This is a genomic window from Ascidiaceihabitans sp. (genome assembly GCF_039986515.1).
Classification (GTDB): Bacteria; Pseudomonadota; Alphaproteobacteria; order Rhodobacterales; family Rhodobacteraceae; genus Ascidiaceihabitans.
This window is the reverse complement of sequence record NZ_JBDWQO010000019.1, coordinates 65,198-89,079: the sequence shown is the minus strand read 5'-3', so window position 1 is coordinate 89,079 and position 23,882 is coordinate 65,198. Positions and strand designations below refer to the sequence as shown.

At 55.4% G+C, this 23,882-nt stretch carries 25 protein-coding genes; 17 read left to right on the top strand and 8 right to left on the bottom strand.

Annotated elements, in window-relative coordinates; all coding sequences use genetic code 11:
* Positions 1–45: 45 nt before the first annotated feature.
* The 3 genes from ABJL60_RS19295 to ABJL60_RS19285 all read left to right on the top strand — a co-directional run bounded on the left by ABJL60_RS19295 (position 46) and on the right by ABJL60_RS19285 (position 3,582).
* The gene (locus ABJL60_RS19295; protein ID WP_348287710.1) at positions 46–456 is read left to right on the top strand and encodes a response regulator; all 411 of its coding nucleotides are present in this window, start codon (positions 46–48) and stop codon (positions 454–456) included.
* Between the two features lie 69 nt (positions 457–525).
* Positions 526–1,272: a transporter substrate-binding domain-containing protein gene (locus ABJL60_RS19290; protein ID WP_348374026.1), complete on the top strand. Its 747-nt coding sequence runs from the start codon at positions 526–528 to the stop codon at positions 1,270–1,272.
* A gap of 45 nt (positions 1,273–1,317) precedes the next feature.
* A complete protein-coding gene (locus ABJL60_RS19285) occupies positions 1,318–3,582 on the top strand; it encodes an ATP-binding protein (protein WP_348374025.1) in 2,265 nt (754 codons plus the stop codon).
* 8 nt (positions 3,583–3,590) lie between these two features.
* Here the strand turns inward: ABJL60_RS19285 and ABJL60_RS19280 are convergent, their stop codons facing one another.
* Positions 3,591–3,890: a DUF6476 family protein gene (locus tag ABJL60_RS19280; protein WP_348374024.1), complete on the bottom strand. Its 300-nt coding sequence runs from the start codon at positions 3,888–3,890 to the stop codon at positions 3,591–3,593.
* Here ABJL60_RS19280 and ABJL60_RS19275 point away from each other — a divergent pair.
* Positions 3,889–4,911: an RluA family pseudouridine synthase gene (locus tag ABJL60_RS19275; RefSeq protein ID WP_348287703.1), complete on the top strand. Its 1,023-nt coding sequence runs from the start codon at positions 3,889–3,891 to the stop codon at positions 4,909–4,911. The two genes, ABJL60_RS19280 and ABJL60_RS19275, sit on opposite strands and share 2 nt — an antisense overlap.
* On the opposite strand, the gene ABJL60_RS19270 is transcribed toward ABJL60_RS19275, so the two are convergent.
* Positions 4,908–5,720: a M90 family metallopeptidase gene (locus ABJL60_RS19270; RefSeq protein WP_348374023.1), complete on the bottom strand. Its 813-nt coding sequence runs from the start codon at positions 5,718–5,720 to the stop codon at positions 4,908–4,910. The two genes, ABJL60_RS19275 and ABJL60_RS19270, sit on opposite strands and share 4 nt — an antisense overlap.
* Before the next feature lie 245 nt (positions 5,721–5,965).
* Between ABJL60_RS19270 and rpoH the strand changes: the two genes are divergently transcribed.
* The 12 genes from rpoH to ABJL60_RS19210 all read left to right on the top strand — a co-directional run bounded on the left by rpoH (position 5,966) and on the right by ABJL60_RS19210 (position 17,650).
* Positions 5,966–6,862, top strand: coding sequence for an RNA polymerase sigma factor RpoH (gene rpoH, locus ABJL60_RS19265; protein ID WP_348374022.1), 897 nt, complete (start codon positions 5,966–5,968; stop codon positions 6,860–6,862).
* 243 nt (positions 6,863–7,105) lie between these two features.
* On the top strand, positions 7,106–8,452 hold the full coding sequence (gene aroA, locus ABJL60_RS19260; protein ID WP_348287697.1) for a 3-phosphoshikimate 1-carboxyvinyltransferase: 1,347 nt from the start codon (positions 7,106–7,108) through the stop codon (positions 8,450–8,452).
* Entirely contained in the window at positions 8,449–9,063 is a 615-nt protein-coding gene (locus ABJL60_RS19255) for a (d)CMP kinase (RefSeq protein WP_348374021.1), read from the top strand. The genes aroA and ABJL60_RS19255 overlap by 4 nt, the downstream gene beginning before the upstream one ends.
* A gap of 114 nt (positions 9,064–9,177) precedes the next feature.
* Positions 9,178–9,717 (top strand): hypothetical protein, encoded by a 540-nt coding sequence (locus ABJL60_RS19250; protein ID WP_348374020.1) that lies wholly within the window; start codon positions 9,178–9,180, stop codon positions 9,715–9,717.
* Between the two features lie 428 nt (positions 9,718–10,145).
* Complete coding sequence (gene rpsA / locus ABJL60_RS19245; protein ID WP_108829043.1) at positions 10,146–11,822, top strand: 30S ribosomal protein S1; 1,677 nt, start codon at positions 10,146–10,148, stop codon at positions 11,820–11,822.
* A 350-nt stretch (positions 11,823–12,172) separates the two neighbouring features.
* Entirely contained in the window at positions 12,173–12,457 is a 285-nt protein-coding gene (ihfB, locus tag ABJL60_RS19240; RefSeq protein ID WP_108829042.1) for an integration host factor subunit beta, read from the top strand.
* Positions 12,457–12,807, top strand: coding sequence for a LapA family protein (locus ABJL60_RS19235; protein ID WP_348374143.1), 351 nt, complete (start codon positions 12,457–12,459; stop codon positions 12,805–12,807). The genes ihfB and ABJL60_RS19235 overlap by 1 nt, the downstream gene beginning before the upstream one ends.
* 7 nt (positions 12,808–12,814) lie before the next feature.
* On the top strand, positions 12,815–13,465 hold the full coding sequence (locus ABJL60_RS19230) for a phosphoribosylanthranilate isomerase (protein WP_348374019.1): 651 nt from the start codon (positions 12,815–12,817) through the stop codon (positions 13,463–13,465).
* Positions 13,462–13,791 carry a hypothetical protein gene (locus tag ABJL60_RS19225; RefSeq protein WP_348374018.1) on the top strand — a complete coding sequence of 110 codons (330 nt, stop codon included), beginning with the start codon at positions 13,462–13,464 and terminating at the stop codon, positions 13,789–13,791. The genes ABJL60_RS19230 and ABJL60_RS19225 overlap by 4 nt, the downstream gene beginning before the upstream one ends.
* 97 nt (positions 13,792–13,888) lie before the next feature.
* On the top strand, positions 13,889–15,121 hold the full coding sequence (gene trpB, locus ABJL60_RS19220) for a tryptophan synthase subunit beta (protein ID WP_348374017.1): 1,233 nt from the start codon (positions 13,889–13,891) through the stop codon (positions 15,119–15,121).
* 757 nt (positions 15,122–15,878) lie between these two features.
* A complete protein-coding gene (locus tag ABJL60_RS19215; RefSeq protein ID WP_348374016.1) occupies positions 15,879–17,024 on the top strand; it encodes a slipin family protein in 1,146 nt (381 codons plus the stop codon).
* Positions 17,025–17,167: 143 nt separating this feature from the next.
* Entirely contained in the window at positions 17,168–17,650 is a 483-nt protein-coding gene (locus ABJL60_RS19210) for a hypothetical protein (protein ID WP_348374015.1), read from the top strand.
* A 4-nt stretch (positions 17,651–17,654) separates the two neighbouring features.
* Here the strand turns inward: ABJL60_RS19210 and ABJL60_RS19205 are convergent, their stop codons facing one another.
* From ABJL60_RS19205 to ABJL60_RS19190, 4 genes are all read right to left on the bottom strand, one after another.
* The gene (locus ABJL60_RS19205; RefSeq protein WP_348287680.1) at positions 17,655–18,026 is read right to left on the bottom strand and encodes a DUF2237 domain-containing protein; all 372 of its coding nucleotides are present in this window, start codon (positions 18,024–18,026) and stop codon (positions 17,655–17,657) included.
* On the bottom strand, positions 18,016–19,188 hold the full coding sequence (locus ABJL60_RS19200) for a serine hydrolase (RefSeq protein WP_348374014.1): 1,173 nt from the start codon (positions 19,186–19,188) through the stop codon (positions 18,016–18,018). Before ABJL60_RS19200 ends, ABJL60_RS19205 begins: the two co-directional genes overlap by 11 nt.
* Positions 19,185–19,910 carry an aminoacyl-tRNA hydrolase gene (gene pth, locus ABJL60_RS19195; protein WP_348374013.1) on the bottom strand — a complete coding sequence of 242 codons (726 nt, stop codon included), beginning with the start codon at positions 19,908–19,910 and terminating at the stop codon, positions 19,185–19,187. Before pth ends, ABJL60_RS19200 begins: the two co-directional genes overlap by 4 nt.
* Positions 19,911–20,041: 131 nt before the next feature.
* A complete protein-coding gene (locus ABJL60_RS19190) occupies positions 20,042–20,680 on the bottom strand; it encodes a 50S ribosomal protein L25/general stress protein Ctc (RefSeq protein ID WP_348287676.1) in 639 nt (212 codons plus the stop codon).
* A gap of 182 nt (positions 20,681–20,862) precedes the next feature.
* On the opposite strand from ABJL60_RS19190, the gene ABJL60_RS19185 reads away from it, so the two are divergent.
* On the top strand, positions 20,863–22,035 hold the full coding sequence (locus ABJL60_RS19185) for an MFS transporter (RefSeq protein WP_348374012.1): 1,173 nt from the start codon (positions 20,863–20,865) through the stop codon (positions 22,033–22,035).
* On the opposite strand, the gene ABJL60_RS19180 is transcribed toward ABJL60_RS19185, so the two are convergent.
* Both ABJL60_RS19180 and ABJL60_RS19175 read right to left on the bottom strand, forming a co-directional pair.
* The gene (locus ABJL60_RS19180) at positions 22,022–22,570 is read right to left on the bottom strand and encodes a hypothetical protein (RefSeq protein WP_348374011.1); all 549 of its coding nucleotides are present in this window, start codon (positions 22,568–22,570) and stop codon (positions 22,022–22,024) included. The genes ABJL60_RS19185 and ABJL60_RS19180 overlap by 14 nt on opposite strands.
* Positions 22,571–22,662: 92 nt before the next feature.
* Positions 22,663–23,829: an alpha-hydroxy acid oxidase gene (locus ABJL60_RS19175; protein WP_348374010.1), complete on the bottom strand. Its 1,167-nt coding sequence runs from the start codon at positions 23,827–23,829 to the stop codon at positions 22,663–22,665.
* Positions 23,830–23,882: the final 53 nt, after the last annotated feature.

Below are 23,882 nucleotides of genomic sequence, written 5' to 3'. Positions count from 1 at the left end.
TTTTATTGGATTGTAGGGTAAACTTTAAAAGCAACGGGATGCCTGATGGCTCGTATATTGGTTCTTGAAGACAATTGGGTTTTTTCCAATCTGATCTGCGCCTCATTGGCGGAACACGGCCATGAAACCAAAGCCTGTGTTGACGCAAGTTCTGCATTGGCTGCCTTCAAGTCGGAACGTTTTGATCTGGTGATCGCCGATATCATTATCCGAAAAGACGGGGTGCTGGTGGCCGATGGGGGGTATTCGCTGATCTCCAACATCAGAAGCATCAAGGAAACGCAGCGCCGATATATTCCGATCATCGCGATTTCAGGATCGGTGCACAATGAAGGCATGCAGTATCTTTTGGTCTCGGCTAAGGGACTGGGTGCTGACGTGGCAATGGCCAAACCATTTGCGCCACACCAGCTGATCGCACAGATCGAGACCCTGCTGGCGGCTGCACCTGACTAAATGTATGCGGATCGCACTTAACGTGCTAGGCTTTGGTCATTGCCAACAGTGTGCGACGCAGGATTAATTATGAAAATTTTGAAGAAAGCTGTGTTTGCCGCATGCTTTGTAGTTGGGGCTGGTTCCGTGTCGGCGTCTGAACTGCTGGTCGTTGCAGATGAGTGGGCGCCCTTTTCCGGGGCCAATCTGCCGGGTAAGGGCATGTCCCTTGATGTTATATCCACGGTTTTGGAACGGGCGGGCCACGATGTGCGCTCTGATGTCGTCCCGTGGGCCCGAATTATGAAAGGGGCGCGGGACGGGACCTATGATGTGGTCGGAAGCCTGTTTTACGATGAAGAAATTGCCAAATTCATGCTGTACAGTGATCCGTTCTATGAAACGCGCGTGAAGTTTATGCAGGCCAAGGGCCAGACGCATGATGTGACGTCGCTGAAGGCTTTGTTGCCCTATTCTATCGCCGTCGGGGATGGTTTTTTGTATGAACCCGAATTCGATCGCTCCGAAGACCTGAACAAGATAGTTGTCACAACAACCCGACAAGCCGTGCAAATGGTAGCATTTGAGCGGGCAGATTTAACATTGGACAGCGAAGAGGTGCTGTCATTTGCGATCCGGGAGTCTGAAACAGACATCACGGACAAAGTTGATATTCTACCGCATATTTTGGCGTCTCATAACATTCATATGGCGGTGCGTCGGGATTTCCCGGGGGCTGCAGGTATCGTTGCGGATTTTAACGCGGCCCTCGCCGAAATGCATCGCGACGGCAGTCTTGATGCGTTGTTGAGCAAGCATGTAACACTTCAAGAGTAACGACCTGCACCCTCGCCGTCTGTGTCACAGAAAGCAAAACAGACGATGAAATTTATCAAGCACAAGCTGGGGCGCCGGATCGTAGCCTATATGATTTTGGCATCGGCTATTTTTTCGATCTTTGCTGCGGGATTTCAGCTTTTGCAGATTTATGGAAACGGTTTGGACCGTGTGCGTGATGAGTTTAGAGAAGTCGAAGGCAGCTTTCAGGCCGGATTGGAAAGTGCGTTGTGGGAATTCAATTTCTCTCATGTTGATGTGTTGGTGGACGGCATTTACGTCCAACCTGATGTAATCGCGGTGACCCTCGTGGCTGAGACAGGCCAGCGGTTTGATCGAGGCGCTATTGGGTCGGGCCAAGTTCTGGTTGAAGAATTTCCACTGTCTTTTGAACGCAGTGCAGGGGATGTGGTGCCTGTAGGGATGCTGCGCGTCACCGCGAGCTTGGAAAATGTGTATGGTGAATTGTGGTCGCAAGTTATGATTTTGCTCCTGACCAATTTCATCAAAACCTTGGTCGCATCGCTGATCATGTTCTGGATATTCGACTGGATGGTGTCACGCCACCTGCTGTCGATCACGCGCAGATTGCAAGAAAAGGGCGGTTTTGACGCTGAAAAGAAAATCGTGTTGGCTCGCCCCAAAGTCTACAACGATGAATTGGATCTAATCGTTGACGTTATCAACACCAGCCGCGCCACGGAACAATCCGCCAATGCCGAAACCCTTTTACTGCGTAACCGGCTTGAGACCGTTCTGAACACCGCAACGTCGGGAATAATTGCGCTAAATGCCGATGCGGAGGTTGTGATGGTCAACCCCACGGCACGACATCTGTTGGGTGGCATATCGCGGGACGTACCTTTTGCGTGGCCTGAATCGATCCAGTTTCTGGATGTGGAAAGCATGACACAATTGGACGCCAGTGCCGATCCGATCCGGCGGGCTTTGACAGGTCATAACTTGCGTACTGAAACCCATTTGCTGAGCCGGATCAATTCTGACGAAGTGGGCCGTTACGTGCGTGTCCAATCCGGCAAGCTGGAACATGCCCGCGATGATATCAGCACGGTTCTGGTCGTGGATGACGTGTCTGTGGGCGAACGCAACCGTCAGGTTGTGGAACGCAAAAGCCGGTTGGATGCCTTGGGACAGCTGACAGGTGGCATCGCCCATGACTTCAATAATCTTCTGGCATCCATGCTGTACGCCGTTGATCTGGCGCGTCGTCAAGAAGACAAAGAACGGCAAGGCGAGCTTCTGGATATTGCCAGTTCATCTATCAACAGGGGCCGTGAATTGACGTCACGGCTTTTGGCATTTGCGAAAAAGCAACCCGGATTGGCCACTTCCCGCAGCATTGGCCCGATGTTCGAAGAATTTGAAAAGCTTGTCGGTCCGATGATCGAACAAAACCTGTCCATCACATTCGTGGTCGATGCGCCCGATTTGCAGGTTTACTGCGACCATGCGCAACTTGAAACGGCGCTGATGAACTTGGTGCTGAACAGTCGGGATGCGATTTTGCGCAGTGGTGTGGGACATTCCATCAAGGTGCACGCGCGCTCTGGGTCATTGCCGCAGCCTGCACTGCTGCCGACGGGAAATCTGACCGAACCCCTAGAGGTCACCGAAGCGGCTGCATCAGCCTACCGCTACACCGAGATTTCCGTGACCGACAACGGCCCCGGAATGGATGAAGAAACCCGTGCCCGTGCAGCTGATCCGTTTTTCACCACAAAAGAAACCAACTCAGGCACCGGTCTTGGATTGTCTATTGTTTACGGCTTTGTGAGACAGGCAGATGGCGATCTGCGCATTTATTCCGAAGAGGGCGCGGGCACGACGGTAAATCTGGTTCTGCCGCGCGGCACAGAAGCGGGCCCGCGTGAAGCCCCGATGCCTTTGGATGTGCCTATGGCAGGCACAGGCCAGACGGTGATGTTGGTCGAAGATGAAGCAGACTTGTTGAATGTGATGGTCGAAGTGATCAAGGATCTGGGGTTCTTGGTTGTGTCAGCGCCCTCGGGCAACGTCGCAATTGACATGATTGATGCAGGGCAGAAGTTCGATGTTCTTTTAACAGACGTTGTGATGCCCGGCAAAATCGGCGGCTTTGAACTGGCGCGAATGGTGCGGGCGCGCCATCCGGAAAAGCCGGTTATTTACATGTCTGGCTATACTGGCTTCACGTCGCAGGAAATGGGCGAAGTACAAGCCATGCTGTTGCAAAAACCGACACCACCCGTCGAATTGTCCGCGGCATTAAACGCGGCGCTTGCCCCGGTGCCGAAGCCTCCGTTGCTATAAAGGGTTGGTTATTCGACGTTGATGGTCTGACGCAACTGCCCGTCCAAACGCCCGAAGATCAAGATCTGGTTTTGGTCGGTGACAACCGCATACCAATCGTCACCTTGGGTGAAGGCCACGGCAGATGCCCCGATGGGCAGCGTCACGCTGGCAGGCAACTCCGGATTTGATCCAGACAGCCGCGTGACAAGCAGGCCGACCACCACTACAACGCCCAAAAGCATTGTGGCGGTCAGAGCGGTTACAAGTCTGCGCAAAAAACGCAGGTTGGCCGGTTCTGGCAGGTTTTCTGGAAGGTTGTCATCCATGTCTGAAACATCCGTGCGGTTTCGCATCGCCGAAGAGCCCCCGGCACGTCTTGATAAGGCGGTTGCGCGGGATGTACCAGTGGACGCGTCTTTGTCGCGGTCGCGTTTGTCCAAATTGATCGCGCAAGGTGCCGTTTCGGTGAATGGCGTGGTGGTCACAGACCCACGGGCGCGCGTGACCGAAGGGGCAGACGTTCAGATCACCGTCGAGGAAGCGGCCGAAAGCCACATCCTGCCGGAAGATATTCCGCTTGAGGTGATCTACGAGGACGCCGACCTGATCGTGGTGAACAAACCCGCAGGCATGGTCGTTCATCCTGCGCCGGGCACCCCGTCGGGCACTTTGGTGAATGCATTGCTACATCATTGCGGCGACGATCTTTCGGGCGTTGGCGGCATGAAGCGCCCGGGCATTGTGCACCGTATCGACAAGGAAACATCGGGCTTGCTGGTGGTCGCCAAATCCGATGCAGCCCACCACGGGCTGGCGGCCCAATTTGCCGACCACTCGTGTGAACGCTATTACAAGGCGCTGGTGTTTGGCGTGCCCGACGCCAATGATCCCCGGTTGCGCGGGGTCAAAGGTGCAAATTTCGAATCCGGCAACATCCTGAAAATCACCACAATGCTGGCGCGTCACAAAACGGACCGTCAACGCCAAGCGGTCCTGTTCCAAGGTGGCCGCCATGCCGTCACACGCGCCCGTACAGTGCAACAGTTTGGAACGCCCGGTGTCTTGGCGCTGATGGAATGTTGGCTTGAAACCGGACGGACACACCAGATCCGTGTGCATATGACCCACGCGGGCCACGGGCTTGTGGGCGATCCGACCTACGGCGGCAAACGCAAACTGCCCAAAGGCGCGATATCGGAGGCAGGGTTGGCAGCGCTTGCAGCCTTTGATCGCCAAGCCTTACATGCGGCCGTGTTGGGTTTTGTGCATCCGGTTTCGGGCGAGGCCATGCGCTTTGAAGCGCCTTTGCCGGGTGATATGGCAGATTTGCTGGCGGCGCTGGGCTAAGCGTCCCATGTCGCGGGATCCAGGTTAAACAACGCGGCAAGCTGCGCGTAAACCTGCGGCTCGTCACGCCTCAACGGCTCGGGCTTTTCAAAGAAAACCTCGACCGATGTGGCAAAGAATTCCTCGTACCCCGTTGCGCCGTAAGGGTCGATCACGGTTTTGCGCCCCGCTTGGGTGTCGCTTGAGTGCCGCTCAAACGCCGCAGCCATGACGCGACCCCATTCGGCAAGGCTTTGGCCGTCGGGCAGCACCGGAATGCCGTTGGTTTTGCCAGTCATATCGTCAATCTGATGGGCAAACTCGTGCAGAACCACGTTGTGCCCGTCGTCATTGTTCAACGCGCCTTGCGCACTGTCGGCCCATGACAGGATCACTGGGCCACCTGACCAGCTTTCGCCCAAACGCACGGTTTCTGCTTCACGCACAACGCGTCCATCATGGGTGATGTTTTTGGACTTAAAGGCGCTGGGATAAATAAGAATGGTGGTGAGATTGCCGTACCAAAGGTCTGTGTTCACCACCAAAAGGCAGGCTTGCGCGGCGATGGACAGGCGCATTTCATCCGTGACGTCCAACCCATTGCAGCCGCCAAAATCGACCTGATCCAGAAACAATGCGATTTTGCCGTCAAGTTTTGCCCGCGTTTCTGGCGGCAACTTGTCGATCATCGGCACATGCCGTGAAATAAGCGTGCGCTGGGCGTCGCTAAGCCGGCTTTGTAACAAATCGCGCTGTTTTTGCGCCGTATGGCGTCGCCAAAAGAAAATCGCGGCAAAGGTGCAGATCGCAAGGGCTAAAAACAGGGTCATGGTGGCTTTCTTGGGTCTGTGAACGTGGGTTTAAGGAACTGTTTAGACCCCTATGGTCAGTTCCCGGCGTTTTGTCACGAACAGCACATGGGCGTGAGCGCAGTGTCACAGCTCTGGTACATTTGAGGTGCAAGGGTAATATCAGTACAAGATGTCATCGGCCCACTTGAAACAGGTCAATGGGCCACCCATATCGATGTTAAGCCCATAAACATGGGTCTCCAAAAACAAGGAGGGAACAGAACATGGCGAATTACGCAAACCTACCGGCACCTACACCAGAAGGCGGTCTGAACCGCTATATGCAGGAAATCCGCAAGTTTCCGCTGCTGGAACCGGAAGAAGAATACATGGCCGCCAAGGCTTGGGTCGAAAAAGAAGACACAGCGGCAGCCCATAAGATGGTGACGTCCCACCTGCGATTGGCGGCGAAAATCGCTATGGGCTACCGTGGATATGGTTTGCCGCAAGCCGAGGTGATTTCCGAAGCGAACGTGGGTCTGATGCAAGCGGTGAAACGCTTTGACCCCGAAAAAGGCTTCCGCCTGAGCACCTATGCAATGTGGTGGATCCGCGCGAGCATTCAGGAATATATCCTGCGTTCGTGGTCCTTGGTAAAGCTTGGCACAACGTCCGCGCAGAAAAAGTTGTTCTTTAACTTGCGCAAAGCCAAATCCAAGATCGGCGCGTTGGAAGACGGGGACATGCGCCCTGAAAACGTGAAACGCATCGCTACAGATCTGGGCGTGACCGAAGCCGAAGTGATCAGCATGAATCGTCGCCTCAGCGGCGGGGACGCATCGCTGAACGCGACTGTCGGGTCCGAAGGTGAAGGCACGATGCAATGGCAAGACTGGTTGGAGGACGAAAGTGCCGACCAAGCGGGCGATTACGAGGCCAATGACGAGCTAACGGTGCGCCGCGAAATGCTGGCGGAAGCAATGGACGTGCTGAACGAACGCGAACGTGACATTCTGCAACAGCGCCGTCTCAGCGACGAAACGGTCACGCTTGAGGATTTGAGCGGCCAGTACGACGTGAGCCGTGAACGTATCCGTCAGATTGAAGTGCGTGCTTTTGAAAAGCTGCAAGAACGCATGCGCAGCTTGGCGAAAGAAAAAGGTTTGGCTGTCAACGCGTAAGCCTTCGAACCCAAATGAAAACCGCAAAAGCCTCGACCGTAACTGGTCGGGGCTTTTTCATGTGTGGGCTTTGTGGGGACCAATCCCGAAAGACCGTTTTTGCATCACGCGAAGGGCCTATTGCTTGTCGCAGGCGCTTTTGGGTTTGACCGTCCAACGATGTACCGGACCGCAGCCCCTAGACCCGCCGCGCCACACAGGCTACGTGTTGCGCTAACAGTGACCCAAAAAACGAGACTTGCTATGTCCAGCCACGGCGCCCCCATTCCTATGATTTCCAAACCTTGTGGGCCGTTGACTGGCACAGCAGAGGTGCCCGGCGACAAATCAATCTCGCACCGTTCTTTGATCCTTGGAGCGATGAGCGTCGGTGAAACCACCATCTCGGGCCTTTTGGAAGGGCAGGACGTGCTGGACACGGCCAAAGCGATGCAAGCCTTCGGGGCAGACGTGACAAATCATGGCGGTGGCAACTGGTCTGTGCACGGTGTCGGGGTCGGCGGTTTTGCAGAACCTGAAAACGTGATTGATTGCGGCAACTCGGGCACGGGGGTGCGCCTGATCATGGGCGCTATGGCCACCTGTCCGATCACAGTGACATTCACAGGCGACGCCAGCCTGAACGGTCGTCCTATGGCGCGGGTCACAGATCCTTTGGCCTTGTTTGGATGCCAGTCTGTCGGACGCGAAGGCGGTCGTTTGCCCATGACGTTGGTGGGGGCCGCGGAACCGATCCCTGTGCGCTACACCGTGCCAGTGCCTTCGGCCCAAGTGAAATCTGCGGTGCTGCTGGCGGGGCTGAATGCGCCCGGCGAAACAGTTGTCATCGAACAAGAAGCCACACGCGACCACACGGAACGGATGTTGGCGGGATTTGGTGCCGAGATCAGCACCGAAGTGACAGACGCAGGCCGTGTGATCACCTTGAAAGGGCAACCAGAGCTGCAAGCGCAGAAAATCGACGTGCCGCGTGATCCGTCCAGTGCGGCTTTCCCTGTGTGCGCGGCCGTCATCACGCCTGGTTCTGATGTGTTGGTGCCGGGGATTGGCCTGAACCCGACGCGCGCTGGATTGTTCACCACGCTGCGCGACATGGGCGCTGACCTGACCTATGAAAACGAACGTCTTGAGGGCGGCGAGCCTGTTGCAGATTTACGCGCCCGTTTTTCGCCCGACATGAAAGGGATTGATGTCCCGCCTGCGCGTGCGGCCAGTATGATTGACGAATACCCCATCCTGTCTGTGGTGGCGAGTTTTGCAAAGGGCAAAACCCATATGGCTGGCGTTAAAGAATTGCGCGTCAAGGAAAGCGACCGCATCGATGCAATGGCCGTGGGTCTGCGGGCCAATGGGATCGTGGTTGAAGATGGCCCCGACTGGTGGACTGTGACCGGGTTGGGGCATGGCAATGTGCCGGGCGGTGCCACATGTGCCAGCCACCTTGATCACCGTATCGCCATGTCATTTCTAATTCTCGGGATGGCGGCCAATGCCCCCGTGAGTGTGGACGACGGTGGCCCGATTGCGACGTCTTTCCCAATTTTTGAAGACCTTATGGGGGGCTTGGGCGCGGACGTGTCGCGCACATGATCCAACCTTTTACAGTGGCCATTGATGGTCCTGCAGCCGCAGGCAAAGGCACGATTTCCAAAGCGGTTGCCGCGCATTTTAGTTTTGCGCATCTTGATACCGGCCTTCTTTACCGCGCTGTAGGCGCACGAGTTCTGGACGGCGCGCGCGCTGAAGAAGCCGCGGCTGCGTTGTGCGCTGAAGATTTGGGAGGTGACATTTTGCGCACTGCCGCAGTTGCCCAAGCGGCCAGCAAAGTGGCGACAATCCCCCAAGTGCGCGCCGCTTTGGTTGATTTTCAACGCAGTTTTGCGCGGCGGGCAGGGGGCGCTGTTCTGGACGGTCGTGATATCGGCACGGTCATTTGCCCTCAGGCGGAAGTGAAGTTGTTTGTTTCTGCCCGCGCAGAGGTCCGCGCCGCGCGCCGCTACGAAGAGCTAAAGACCAAAGGTGGCGTGGACAGCTTTGAAACTGTGTTGGCGGATGTGCGGGCCCGTGATGCCCGTGATGCCGACCGCGCACATGCGCCGATGGTGGCTGCAGACGATGCAATTTTGGTCGATACTTCGGATCTTTCGATCGCTGCAGCCGTTGCAGAAGCGATTGCAGTCGTTGAGACTGTGCGCGGTTGATCACATCGACACAGACAGCCACATCGCCCGTCTGACATATCTTTCACTAAAGTTTGCATCGCTAAGATGGGTCGCACAGCCTAGTCTTGTTTTACACAACCGGAGGGATAAGCGATGCGTGGATTTTTGTCAGTCTGTGTGATGGTCTTGGGAACAAGTTGGGCGGTAGCACAGGAAACACCTGCACCTGCGGCCACGGAACCTGCCATGACGATGGACCGTCTGGGTCAGATCATTTTGGCGCTGGACCCTGAAGCAAATTTCATTGGCAACGGGATTGACCTGGTGATCGAAGATATTCCGGTCATTGTCATCGCTGATCCCACGGCCAACCGCATGCGTGCCATGGTGCCTATCCGGTCGGCGCAGGGTTTGGAGCCGGAAGAATTGATGCGTTTGATGCAGGCAAATTTTGATTCCGCTTTGGATGCGCGATATGCCGTAGCCCGAGGTCGTTTATGGGGCACTTTCATTCATCCATTGTCGTCCTTGGAAAAAGATCAATTGATTTCTGCGCTTATTCAAACTGTCAACGTCGCCCGAACCTACGGGCAGTCGTATTCGGGGGGCGCTTTGACTTTTGGCGGTGGAGACAGCAACGGAATTTATCAAGAGCTGTTTGATGAGTTGCGCAAGCGTGGTGAAGCGTTGTGAGCGGTCTTCGAATGAGCTGCGCAGTTTTTTTGATTTAGGGGGCGCTGCCCCCGTCCTGCGGACTCCCCCGAGGTATATTTTCCAAGATGAAAAGAGGGTGCTGTTCCCTTGTCCGCCGTTATCGCTTTGTGGGGCCGGAGCGGATTTCTGTCAGGCGAAGCGTCGACGCGCCATTTGCTTTGGGGCAGGGGTTTGGCAGGTGAAGTTGGGCGCATGGCCCCCTTGCTTTAGGCGGTTTCATCCCTTATACGCGCGAGCGTCAGTAAGGTGAACACACCGCGGGCGTTACAGCATACAGGGGTCGGAGTCTTCCGGCCCTCTTTGTTTTTCGTCCAAAATGCGTTCATTGACCAATTCGCAATCCAAAGACCGGCGGAGACAACCGCACGGCCCGAAAAACAAAACGTAGATTAGGAAAAACACGCCACATGGCAAATATGATGGATGAGTTTGAAGCGCTCTTAGAAGAAAGCTTCGAAATGGACACACCCGATGAGGGTTCTGTTGTCAAAGGCAAGGTTATCGCGATTGAAGCGGGCCAAGCCATTATCGACGTCGGCTACAAGATGGAAGGCCGCGTTGAGTTGAAAGAATTTGCCGATCCTGGCGAAGCCCCAAAAATCGAAGTTGGCGACGAAGTCGAAGTCTTCTTGCGCCAAGTTGAAAACGCCCGCGGCGAAGCGGTTATCTCTCGTGAGATGGCGCGCCGTGAAGAGGCATGGGACCGTCTGGAAACAGCTTACGCTGGCGAAGCCCGCGTCGAGGGCGCGATCTTTGGTCGTGTCAAAGGTGGTTTCACTGTGGACCTTGGCGGCGCGGTTGCGTTTTTGCCCGGTTCCCAAGTGGATGTGCGCCCTGTGCGTGATGCCGGCCCATTGATGGGTCTCAAGCAGCCGTTCCAAATCCTGAAAATGGACCGTCGTCGTGGCAACATCGTTGTGTCCCGTCGTGCCATCCTTGAAGAATCACGTGCCGAACAGCGCGCTGAGGTCATCGGCAACTTGGCCGAAGGTCAAAACGTTGACGGTGTGGTCAAGAACATCACCGAATACGGTGCGTTTGTGGATCTGGGCGGCGTTGACGGCTTGCTGCACGTCACGGACATGGCATGGCGCCGTGTGAACCACCCATCCGAGATCCTGACAATCGGTGAAACAATCGCTGTTCAGGTCATCAAGATCAACAAAGAGACACACCGCATCTCCTTGGGCATGAAGCAATTGCAAGAAGATCCATGGGATCTGGTTGCGGCGAAATACCCACTGGAATCCACACACACTGGCCGCGTGACCAACATCACCGATTACGGCGCCTTTGTTGAACTGGAAGCGGGCGTTGAAGGTTTGGTGCACGTGTCCGAGATGTCTTGGACCAAGAAAAACGTACACCCGGGCAAAATTGTGTCTACGTCTCAAGAAGTCGAAGTCATGGTTCTGGAAATCGATGGCGCCAAGCGTCGCGTTTCTTTGGGCCTCAAGCAGACTATGCGCAACCCATGGGAAGTGTTTGCTGAAACACACCCCGAGGGCACAGAAGTCGAAGGCGAAGTCAAAAACATCACCGAATTCGGTCTGTTTGTTGGTCTTCCCGGCGACATCGACGGCATGGTGCACTTGTCCGACCTGTCATGGGACGAACGCGGCGAAGATGCGATCCAGAACTACCGCAAGGGCGACATGGTCGGCGCGGTTGTGTCCGAAGTCGACGTTGAGAAAGAGCGCATCAGCCTTTCCATCAAAGGCGTCGGCGGCGACAAGTTCGCAGAAGCAGTGGGCGGCGTGAAACGCGGATCCATCGTGACTGTGACTGTGACTGCGATCGAAGAAGGCGGCATCGAATGCGAATATGAAGGCATGAAATCCTTCATCCGTCGCTCCGATCTGTCCCGTGACCGTGCCGAACAGCGCCCAGAGCGTTTCTCGGTTGGTGACAAGGTCGACGTGCGCATCACAAACGTGGATGCAAAATCCCGTCGTTTGGGTGTGTCGATCAAAGCACGCGAAATCGCGGAAGAAAAAGAAGCTGTGGAACAGTATGGTTCCTCCGACTCCGGTGCGTCCTTGGGCGACATCTTGGGCGCGGCTTTGAAAACCGGCGACGAGTAAGCTTTTCACTTTTTAATGTTGGGCCTCGCACGGAAACGTGCGGGGCCTTTTTTGTGCAAACCGCGTGGTCCTGAGGGGCGAACGCCCGCCTGGGTTTGTGTGCAGTTGGGAACACGGACACATCAAAGGGTGACTGTCTCTGATTGTCCGAATCAAACAGATGGTATGGCTGCGAAGCTATCGCTTCGTCACAAAAATTGCTGAAAATGAACGCAAGTGGCCGCGAAACCCAAAAATTATCCGGCAAAAACACGCTGGACCTGCTTTGACTCTATTCCCGATTTCAGAAAATCTGCTTATAGTCGAGTGGATTACACACAAAACATCACTGCTCCGGGGGGAACACCAATATGATCCGGTCTGAATTGATCCAGAAAATCGCGGACGAAAACCCACATCTGTATCAGCGCGACGTGGAGCGTATTGTGAACACCATTTTTGACGAGGTGACCGCCGCCATGGCGCGTGGGGACCGTGTTGAATTGCGTGGCTTCGGTGCATTTTCCGTCAAACAGCGCGATGCCCGTGTGGGACGCAACCCACGCACCGGTGAAACAGTGAATGTTGAAGAAAAACATGTCCCGTTTTTCAAGACCGGTAAGCTGTTGCGGGACCGTCTGAACGGAAAAGCATGATGCGTTACATTCGCTACGCCTGCATTGCACTGTTTGCGCTTGCTCTGGTTGCTGTGGCTTTGGCCAATCGCGCGGCGGTGACTTTGAAAGTGCTGCCAAATGAGGTCGCCGGCCTGTTTGCCGTCAACCCGTCCATAGAGATGCCTTTGTTTGTTGTCATTTTTGGCGGTATTCTTGTGGGCCTTTTGGTGGGCTTTATCTGGGAATGGCTGCGCGAGTTTACTGTACGGTCTGAAGCTGCCAAGTCAGCGCGTCAGGTGCGCCGTCTTGAACGTGAAGTTGATCGCCTGAAGGGCGAAAAGCACGAAGGCAAAGACGACGTACTGGCTTTGCTTGATAAAGCTGGCTGACACACAGATGTCTAATCAAATTGCAGTAAAAATCTGCGGCGTGACGCGGCCTGCCGACGTGGACGCCGTGGCCGCGGCTGGCGCACGGTATCTTGGCTTCAATTTCTTTCCGAAATCACCGCGCTTTGTGTCTTTTGAAACGGCACGTGATTTGTCCGTCGATACCCCGGTCGGGGTGGCGAAAGTTGGGCTTGTCGTCAACGCGGATGACGCGATGTTGCAAGATTTGACCGATAAGGTTCCGCTGGATTTTTTGCAGCTTCACGGGTCTGAAACCCCTGAACGCGTTGCGGAAATTCGGTCGCGGTTTGGTCTTCCCATTATAAAGGTGGTGGGTGTGGCCAATGCCTCCGACGTGAACCGCATTGACAGTTTTGAAGCGGTCGCGGACCAGATTTTGGTCGATGCGAAAGCGCCCAAAGATGCGGTTTTGCCCGGTGGAAACGGTTTGGCATTTGACTGGGGGCTGCTGGCGGCACGCAAGTACTGGCGCAAGCCATGGATGCTGGCTGGCGGGTTGACACCCGACAATGTGCGGCAAGCGGTATTGCGCACAGGTGCGCGGCAAGTTGATGTCGCATCTGGCGTTGAAAGCACGCCGGGTGTGAAGGATGCGGATACCATCCATGATTTTGTGAAACAGGCGCAGATCCCATGAAGTTCAAGCTTATGGCTGTGGTTGTGATCGTTTTGGGATTGGCAGCTTTGTTAACGAATCCGTCGCAGAACGAGGTCGAGGCGCAGATAGAAGCACGTCTTTTGGCGGAAATTGATGCGTTTGATCCAGGCACACAAGACGAACCCGTTTTGCAATTGATCGCCGGGGCTTGCCAGCTGGGGCGCTCTGCCTGTGCCGGGTTCATACGATCTTTGATGGATGTGCAAATGGACGATCGCTGGTTTTATTCAACGATCGATATCCGTTTTGGACGTGATCATGCACAAAGCTGCATTGGCGTATTCTCAAAGGTGGTTTGTCGTTAATTCTGACAGCCTTTGTAACGAATTTTGCACCCAATCGCTTTACCCCGATTGCCGTTCACGCTACCCATTCATTTCAATGCGATAGGGAGCTTTCGCCATGGCAAATGACCTTTTCAATTCTTTCATGACTGGCCCGGACGAAAACGGGCGCTTTGGTGACTTTGGCGGACGTTTTGTATCCGAGACACTGATGCCTTTGATCCTGAGCCTTGAGGAAGAATACGAAAAGGCAAAGACAGACGAAACCTTCTGGGCCGAGATGAACGATCTTTGGACTAACTACGTGGGCCGCCCGTCGCCTTTGTACTTCGCGGAACGTCTGACCGACCATCTGGGTGGCGCAAAAATCTACATGAAGCGAGACGAGCTGAACCACACAGGCGCGCATAAAATCAATAACGTGCTGGGTCAGATCATTCTGGCACGCCGTATGGGAAAAACGCGTATCATTGCCGAAACTGGGGCAGGGCAACACGGTGTTGCAACCGCGACTGTTTGCGCAAAATTCGGGCTGAAATGTGTGGTTTACATGGGCGCACACGATGTCGAACGCCAAGCGCCAAACGTCTTCCGTATGCGTCTGTTGGGGGCCGAAGTTGTGCCCGTCACATCCGGGCGTGGCACGCTGAAAGATGCCATGAACGACGCGTTGCGTGACTGGGTCACAAACGTCGACGACACCTTCTACTGCATCGGCACAGTTGCTGGCCCGCACCCTTATCCGGCGATGGTGCGCGATTTCCAAAGCATCATCGGCAAGGAAGTGCGCGACCAGATGGTTGCCGCAGAAGGCCGTTTTCCCGACACATTGATCGCCGCGATTGGCGGTGGGTCAAACGCGATGGGTCTGTTCTTTCCGTTCCTGGATGAGAAAGACGTCGGCATCATCGGTGTTGAAGCTGGCGGCAAAGGCGTCAACGAAAAGATGGAACACTGCGCATCTTTGACAGGGGGACGTCCCGGCGTTCTGCATGGCAACCGCACGTACCTGTTGCAGGATGACGATGGTCAGATCCTCGAAGGTTTCTCAATCTCTGCGGGTCTCGATTACCCCGGCATTGGTCCTGAACACGCTTGGCTGCACGACATTGGGCGCGCGCAATATGTGTCGATCACAGATGTTGAAGCGCTTGAGGCGTTCCAACTGTGCTGCACGTTGGAAGGGATCATTCCGGCGTTGGAACCCAGCCATGCCTTGGCCCATGTGATGAAGATTGCAGGCGATTTACCCGCCGATCACATCATCTGCATGAACATGTGTGGACGCGGTGACAAAGACATCTTCACCGTGGCGCGCGCACTTGATTTCGACATGGGCGAGTTCGTTTGAAACTTTCCTAAAGAAAAGGCCCGAGAAACAGGGTAAAAGAGGGGTCGCAACTGCGGCCCCTTTTTCATTTATTGCGCTGGTGGGTAATTATGTTGCGCACTTGCCACATATTGTTGCGCGGTGGAATTTTCCCTGTTGAGCAGAATCGCTGTTCCCGCCTAAACACCGCCCACCGATGCAAGCGCATCAGACCTTAGCGGGATGGGGTGATCACCCAACCGGTGCGGGGCGGCTCTGCCACTTTCGTATGCCAAGGCTGCTGCATATCATCGGCTGAAATGTAGCTCATTTGGATAGAGCATCAGACCTTAATCTGACTGTAGCAGGTTCGAGTCCTGCCTTTTTCGCCACGGTACTGCGGAGACGCAGGGGTTCGACTCCCCACTTGCCTTCACGCAAGCATAACATCGGTCGGGGGCTGTTTCTGCGTGGGAACGGCTTGGAATTTTGCACCTTTCGGGGCGCTGAAAACCACCCGTTTCCACGCTCTGGCTTTGGGCCGGGACGACACTTGATGGCACGTATCGCCCTAGGTTCGGGTGGCTTGGATTTCGATCCGTTCCACCCCGCTTTTGGCCTTGCCTGCCCGCTCTTGGGTTTCCCCGTCTGGCGCCATGGCAGGGGGCAGTTCCCGACCACACCAATTCCCTTTTCAAAAAGGGCAACACCTGACCGCACATGCGGCAACCAAACGAAACCAAAAGGAGTTCGCATTTTGCGACGACGATAAAGATCGAGACAAAAAGGAGTGCATGACATGCAATTGATAGATCTTATGACCGATATGGTCCTGGGGCGCACCCGCCTCACAGCCACCGAAAAAGAGCGCGTGATCGTTCTGCGGGACGGTAAACTTGCTGACATTCTGGCGGCTGGCCGTCACGCTGTGAAACGGCGTGGGTTGAGCACGCAGTGGCATGATCTGAAGCACCCTGAATTTGTGTCGGACTACGCGTTGGCGTTGATGCGCAACCGGCCTGATCTGGTCGCAACCCACTTCACCGAAGTGGCGACCGGGCGCGATGAGGTGGCGATTGTCTACCGTGACGGGCGTGCGTTTGCGGTGGTGACACCTGACCAACGGCGCTTGTTCTGGACCGAAGCTGGTCCTTGGACATCGACGCTTTTGAACGTTGCTGAGGACACGCAACTTGAGATGTCCTTGGCGCAACGTTTGATGCGCTCGGGGCTGAGCACCGCGTTGACGCGGGTGGAGGTGCCTGCGGGAAAAGTTGCGGTTTTGACAGTGGACGGGGCTGACCCCAAACTGCTTGATGCCGGGACCTACACCTTTTGGAACCTCGGGCGTAAACATGAGGCCAAACTGGTCGATATGCGTTGGCAATCGCGCGAAGTCGTGGGGCAGGACATCCTGACCCGCGACCGCGTGACCCTGCGTGTGAACGTCACGGCGACCTACCGCATCACTGATGCCATGGTCGCTGTTGGAGCGGTCAAAGACTTCGTCGAGGCGTTGCATTTGGCCCTGCAACTGGCGTTCCGCAAAACGCTGGGTGGCGTGACGCTGGACCAATTGCTGGCCGACAAGGTCACAGTCAACGCGGAAGCGGCCGAATTGGTGCGCACCGAGATGGCCGGTTTGGGTGTCGAAGTGGGCGAGATTGCGTTGAAAGACGTGATCCTGCCCGGTGAGATGCGCGAAATCCTGAACCAAGTGGTCGCGGCGCAAAAAGAGGCTGAAGCCAACGTGATCCGGCGTCGCGAAGAAACCAACGCGACGCGGTCCTTGCTGAACACAGCCAAGGTCATGGCGGAAAACCCCGTCATGCTGCGGCTGAAAGAGCTGGAAGCGTTGGAGGTCATCGCCGGCAAAGTCGAGCGTTTGACAGTGCACAACGGGACCGAAGGGCTGATGTCCGACGTGGTCCGGTTGCGTGATTAAGAGATGGACCGATCCGGGGGAAACCTCGGGTTGGTTTGGTTTGGGGAACAACACTAACTACCCAAATTGAACATATGTTTCGAAGCTGCTAACGACCTGTAATGGAGTGATGTATTGCTTCCTTTGAACGGAGAGTAAAAAATATGAATTTCAAAGTCATCGTTGGGATAACGTTGTTTCTTTCCGCTTGCGCACCTGCGCCCAAATCATCTGCCGAACAAGAAGCGGCTGCCAAGTTGAATAACGCCCGAGTGGACTTTTTTTCGCGTGAAGCTGTGAAGATCACGAGAGAATGCGTCGCTGCTAAGTTACATATTCCAACCGTTAAAGCCAAACTTTTAACTTCAGGCTATCAACAGGGGGTTCTACGTGTTTTTAAGCCAGCTCCGGAGGCACCAACGGTGATCCGTTTTAGCAGTAGTTCGTTTTCGCAATATGGTTGCTCTATGACGACGAATTTTCGTTCGGACGGCAAAACGATGAGAAACGCTACAGCGAACGAATTAGAGCGGCTAGGATTCGAGACGACAGATGGAAAAGCCTTTGCGAAAGGTGGTTTGGTCTACAAATTACAGGGCTATACCTTAGGTGCAGGTGAAACCGTTGTATCTATTTCCGAATCGTAGGTACTCAAACCACCCCATACCCCTGTAAAACCTCCAACGGCACAATCTCCAATGCCCGCTTGTGCGTGGCCTCCAGCTTCACCTGCGGCGCGCAGCCCTCATCATGCGCCTGCAAGAACCGTCCGGCACATAAACACCACGCATCCCCCGGCTTTAACCCTGCAAACCCGAACTCGGGGCGCGGGGTGCTCAGGTCGTTGCCCACGTATTTGGAGAACGCCAAGAACTCTGCCGTCATCACTGCCGCCACCGTATGGCTGCCCTGATCTGCGGCGCATGTGTTGCAATAGCCGTCGCGAAAAAACCCTGTCACCGGATCGGTGCCGCACAGGTCCAAAGCAGTGCCAAGCACGTTTATGCTGTCTTCAGGTTCCATTCTCATCTCCTGTTGCTTTTGCGATGGCGCGGCAGGTGTCGACGGCGCTTTCTATGACGCCATCATCGCGAAACCCCCGATCGGCAGAGGTGATCACCACAACCACGCTTTGTTCATAGTTGATGTAGATGTATTGCCCATAAATGCCACGGGCCATTACTTCTTTTCCGGGGGTGGCATCTTCGGGAATCCACCACTGGTAGCCGTATTGGAATTCGCCGGGGCCCGTGTTGGCCGACGGGGTGACAGAGGCACGCACCCATTCGGCGGACACGATGCGCTGCCCGTGACATGTGCCGCGTTGCAAGATCATTTGCCCGAACCGCGCGTAATCGCGGGTGGTCATGTTCAAGCCGCCCAAGACAAAGGCGGTGCCGGCGCCATCGGTCAGGTAATAAGGCGTGGCTTCTAGGCCCAATCTGGAAATTACCTTTTCGCTCATAAGATCCACAATGTCGCGCCCGGTGGCGGCCCGCGCCACCATGCCCAGAACATGCGTGTCGATCGACGTATATTGCATCACATCACCGGGTTTGGCGAATGTGTCGGTTAAGCCTGCTGCGAAGTCATCCATGCGCTTGCCCAAGGCCAACACGCGCCCCATGCGGTTGATGTCTGAGGCCTTGTCCAAATAGTCCTCGTTGAAGGTGATCCCCGACGACATGCGCAACACATCGATGATGCGGGCCGAGTTGTATGCCCCGCCTTTCAGGACCGGCACAAGGTCGACGACCTTCGTGTCCAATGACGGGATCGCGCCCTCATCCACCAAAACACCAAACAAAACAGACAGATAGCTTTTCGCCATCGACCAGCTGATGCGCAGATCGGTTTCGGTGGTGCCGTGGTGATAGCTTTGATGTACGATTGCGCCGTTCTTTAACACCAGCGTCGATGTGACGTGACGCGCGGCGGCCCAAGGCGCAAAAACGGCTGGCATTTCAAGGGGCGTGCCTTCGGGCAGGGGGGACACCGCACCAGTGCCGATATCAAGATCACGGTTCAGAAAAGCACCGCGCATATTGGAGAAATTCTGCACGATGCGGTCTTCACGAAACAGGGTGTTCACCGCCATGAGCCGCTTTAGCTCTGCGCCCTTCCAGATCAGGCCAATGCCTATGATACCAATCAGGGCAACCAATATGACCAGCATGGATATCATTTGAACTTGTCCATCAGCTTTTGCATTGCGTTTCGAGTGTCGGGTGTGGCCTCGGGGGCGGTTTTTGGGGCTTCGCCCGAAGGTTTAGCCGCCGTTTTGCTCGCCGTTTTCGCCGAAGTCTTGTTGGGGGCTTTGGTGCCGGAACTTGGCCGTTGTGGCGACACACGCATCCCGACAGCGTTCATAAACTTTGCGCTGTCACCTGTGGCCAGATGTGGCGCACCATCGGCACAGCCCCGCAGCACATCGTCCAGCCAGTCCTGATCAGCGCGTGCAAAATCATGCAACACATACCCCGGCACGCGGTCTTTGTGGCCGGGATGGCCCACGCCCAAGCGCACGCGCCCGTATTCGGGGCCGATGTGTTGGTGGATGGATCGCAACCCGTTGTGGCCTGCGTGCCCACCGCCCATCTTGTATTTGACTTTGCCGGGGGCCAGATCAATTTCATCATGCAAAACAATGACATCCTCCGGGGTCAGCTTGTAAAACCGCATTGCGGCCTGCACTGATTGGCCAGAATTGTTCATGAAGGTTTCTGGCTTTAGCAAAGCGGCACGGTCCGACCCGAAGCGGCCTTCGGACACGGCCCCGTTGTGTTTGCCTTTCCACGGGCCAAAGCCGTGATCGGCGGCGATCATATCCAAGGCCATGAAGCCGATGTTATGGCGGTGTCCCGCATATTTGGCCCCTGGATTGCCCAAACCCACGATCAGTTTCATGTTTCTTCCCCATTTGGTTGGTGCGACATTACACAGCCGCTTGTGAATGCTCCAGCCAAGAGGCCGCGGCACACAAAAAAACGGGGCACCCGATAGGCACCCCGTTCACAGCAAACCCTTGCGGGATTGGCTTATTCTTCTGCTGCGGCGTCTTCACCAGCTTCGTCAGCGGCGTCATCTTCGCTTTCGGAAGACCGCAGACCGGATGGCGCAGATACCTGAGCGATCACAAAGTCGCGGTCAATCGTTGGTTTGCAGCCTGCAGGCAGCTTCACGTTCGAAATTGTCGCGTTGTCGCCGATGTCCAGTTCGGACACGTCAACTGTGATGAATTCAGGAATGTCCGCAGCTGTCACAACCAGTTCGACTTCGGAACGGACCAGCGTCAGAACGCCGCCCTTCTTGATGCCGGGCGATACGTCTTCGCCGGATGCTTCAACGTTGATGAACAGGTTGATTTTTGTGGTGCGCTTCAAGCGCATGAAATCAACGTGCGTTGGCAAGTCTTTGACAACGTGGCGCTGTACGTCGCGGCAGATCACACGCACGTCGTCGTGGCCTTCAACCTTCATGTTGAACAGGGTCGACTTAAAGCGGCCCGCTTTCAACATTTTGAACAGCTTGTTGAAGGGGACGTTGATCGGCAAAGGATCTACGTCACCACCAAAAACAATGCCCGGAACCATGCCATCGCGGCGTGCCTGACGAGCGGCGCCCTTGCCTGTCCCCGTCCGTTCCAAAGCTTCGAGATCAGGAATCTCTCCAGCCATAGTATTCTCCAATATTTTCTTGGGCGCAGGGCCCATGTAAGTCATCGGGACGCCTCCAAGGCTGTCGTCCCGCGTGAAGTCGCGCGTATAGACCGGATTATCGGGCAGGGGAAGAGGCAAAAACCAAAGCGACGGCGTCTTTGTCTTGTCCCTGCAATCAAAGGCTGTCACCAGAGACCGTGATGAGCATTCTCCAGGACATATCGCGCACCCGCGCCCCGTTGGCCAGCTTTTTGGTGATTGGTCTGGCATGGGCGTCGTTTTCTGCGCAAGCCCCTGTTTTAAAATCTGAAATCGAAGCATCAGATAGTGTTTACGGACTGGTAATGTTGCTGGCATCTGTCGGTGCTTTGCTGGCCATGTGGTTGGCCCCATTGGCCCATAAGTGGGTGGGGGCTTACAGTTTGATGGTGGGCAGCTTTTTGGTTGGAACGGGGTTCATTTTTGTTGGTATGTCGTCACAGATCGTTTTCTTCGGTCTCGCGTTGGGGGTGATGGCAGCAGGGGCGGGAATCGTTGATGTGTTGGCCAATGCCGAAATCGCCGAAGTCGAAGCCGACACCAGGGTGGCTTTGATGAACCTGAACCATGGGCTTTATTCGTTCTCCTACGCAGGGGCGGCGCTTGCCACTGGTTGGATGCGCGAGGCGGGATGGGCCACGTTGTCGATCTTCATTGTTTTCGGCGTGGGCATTGTTTGTCTGTGCCTTGTGATGCGTATTCCCAAAAGGCACGGACTTGAGACGGGCATAGATGCGCTGCCTGCGCGTGTCCCGTTGGGGTTTGTCTTGACGGCCGGCGCTGTGGTGCTGGTTGCCTTTCTGGCGGAAGCGTCCAGCGAAGGATGGTCCGCGCTGCATATTGAACGCACCTTACAAGGTGGGGCGGCACAAGGGGCTATGGGGCCTGCAATATTGGGGCTGACCATGGGGATCGGTCGCTTGGGATGGCACTTTATCAATTATACGGGGCGGGACATTCACGCGATGATCATAGCGCTTTTGATATCAGCGTTCGGGATGTTTTTGGCAGGGATCGCGCCCAATCTGGCAGTGGCCTATCTGGGTTTTGGCCTTGGCGGTTTGGGGGTGTCCGTGGTGGCGCCTTTGGCACTTGGCCTGCTGGGGCGTAGTGTGCGTGGGGAAGTGCGTTTGACTGCCATAAGCCGCGCCTCTGCTATCGGGTATGGCGCGTTCTTTCTGGGGCCGCCGCTGATGGGATTTGTCGCAGAAGGGTTTGGATTGCGGACCGCGTTTGTCGTGGTCGCGGCGCTATTGGCGCTGGTGGGGGTGGTGTTGGTGCCGTTGTACGGTCGGTTGGCACAAGAGGTCTCAAAAGCCCCTACTGGGGCGTGATCAAATGTCCGTCTGCTGCAACGATACGGTCATACAGGGCGAATTCTTGCGCCCGTGCTGCGCGTAATTTTTCCTCTACCTCGGGGGATAGCGGGGCTTTGACGGGCGGTGACACATTGCGTTGCTGCAAGTTCATGGGGGCGTTGAAGGCGTCCTCTAGAAAGGCAATCAGCTTGGGCTGCTTTTCATAGGCAAAGATATGATCAACCAGCGGAGTGCCCGCACCCGAGCATAAAAACGAAAACTGACTTCCAATTCCCGCAAATGGCGCGTGATCTTTTTTGATCACTTCCAGCACGAAATCATCAAAACTGCACCCGTTTGTGCTTTTGGCGCTGCCATTCAATCGGGGCGCACTGCGATACCGAAACCAACTGCGGATTTGTTCAATGGGGTCGCGCATCACCGCAAACGCCGCAGGCCGGACCCCAAGTGTCCCGTCCAGAAAGGGCAGGATCTTGTTGCGGTACTTTGCGGCTGGCATGTGTTTGCGATGTTTGCTGAAAACAACATCTGCACGCGGCTTCAGGGCCATCTCAATGGCCGTGGTTCCAGTTTTTGGCACAGCGAGAAACGCGAGATTTTGATCAGAAAACACCAACATAATGTCACGGTAGTCCAGAGACTTCAGTCTTGCCAGCGTCCTTCGAAATCTTGCGGCACAAGTAGGTTTTGGCGTCCCAAATCGGCAACATTCACTTCGCCGCAGAGCGCCATCGTGGTGTCGAGTTCCTTGTGGATAACATTCAGCGCTTCGGTGACGCCTGCTTGGCCCATTGCACCCAACCCATAGATGTAGGCGCGTCCGATATAAGTGCCCTTGGCCCCCATGGCGACAGCTTTCAACACGTCCTGCCCGCTGCGAATACCGCTGTCCATATGCACTTCGACCTGATCACCAACAGCTTCCAGAATGGACGGCAATGCGCGAATGGAAGACAAGGCACCATCCAGTTGTCGCCCGCCGTGGTTGGATACGATGATGGCGTCAGCGCCGACTTTAAGCGCCATTTTTGCGTCTTCGGCGTCCAGAATACCTTTCAGAATGACCTTGCCGCCCCATTCTTCTTTCAACTTGGCGATCTTGTCCCAATCCAGACTTGGATCGAATTGTTCGGCAGTCCATGCGCCAAGGCTTGAGGCGTCGCTGATGCCGTCGACGTGGCCTACGATATTGCCAAATTCGCGCCGCTGGGCACGTAACATCCCCAGACCCCATGTCCATTTTGTCGCCAGGTTGGCCAGCGTTTTTGCGGTAAGCTTTGGCGGGGCAGATAGGCCGTTTTTGAGATCTTTGTGACGTTGGCCCAAAATTTGCAGATCCAGTGTGATGACCAAAGCAGAGCATTTCGCATCTTTGGCCCGCTGGATCAGACGGCTGACGTAATCGGTGTCTTTCATGGTGTAAAGCTGGAACCAGAAAGGCTTTGTTGTGGCTTCGGCCACATCCTCGATCGAGTTTATGGACATTGTGGATAGGGTATACGGCACGCCAAACGCCTCAGCGGCGCGGGCTGCTTTGATTTCGCCATCTGCGTGTTGCATGCCTGTCAGACCAACGGGGGCCAAGGCGACTGGCATGGCCACGTCCTGTCCGATCATTTGTGTGGCGGTGGACCGACCCGTCATATCCACGGCGACGCGCTGACGTAGGCGGATTTGGTCGAAGTCGGATGTATTTTCGCGAAAGGTCTGTTCTGTCCAGCTGCCTGATTCAGCGTAATCATAAAACATGCGCGGCACACGTGACGCGTGCAGGCGTTTCAAGTCGGCGATGTTGGTGATGACAGGCATGGTTGCGAACTCCGCATATTGGTCAGGTTTTGTTACCAATTCGAGGCATTGGT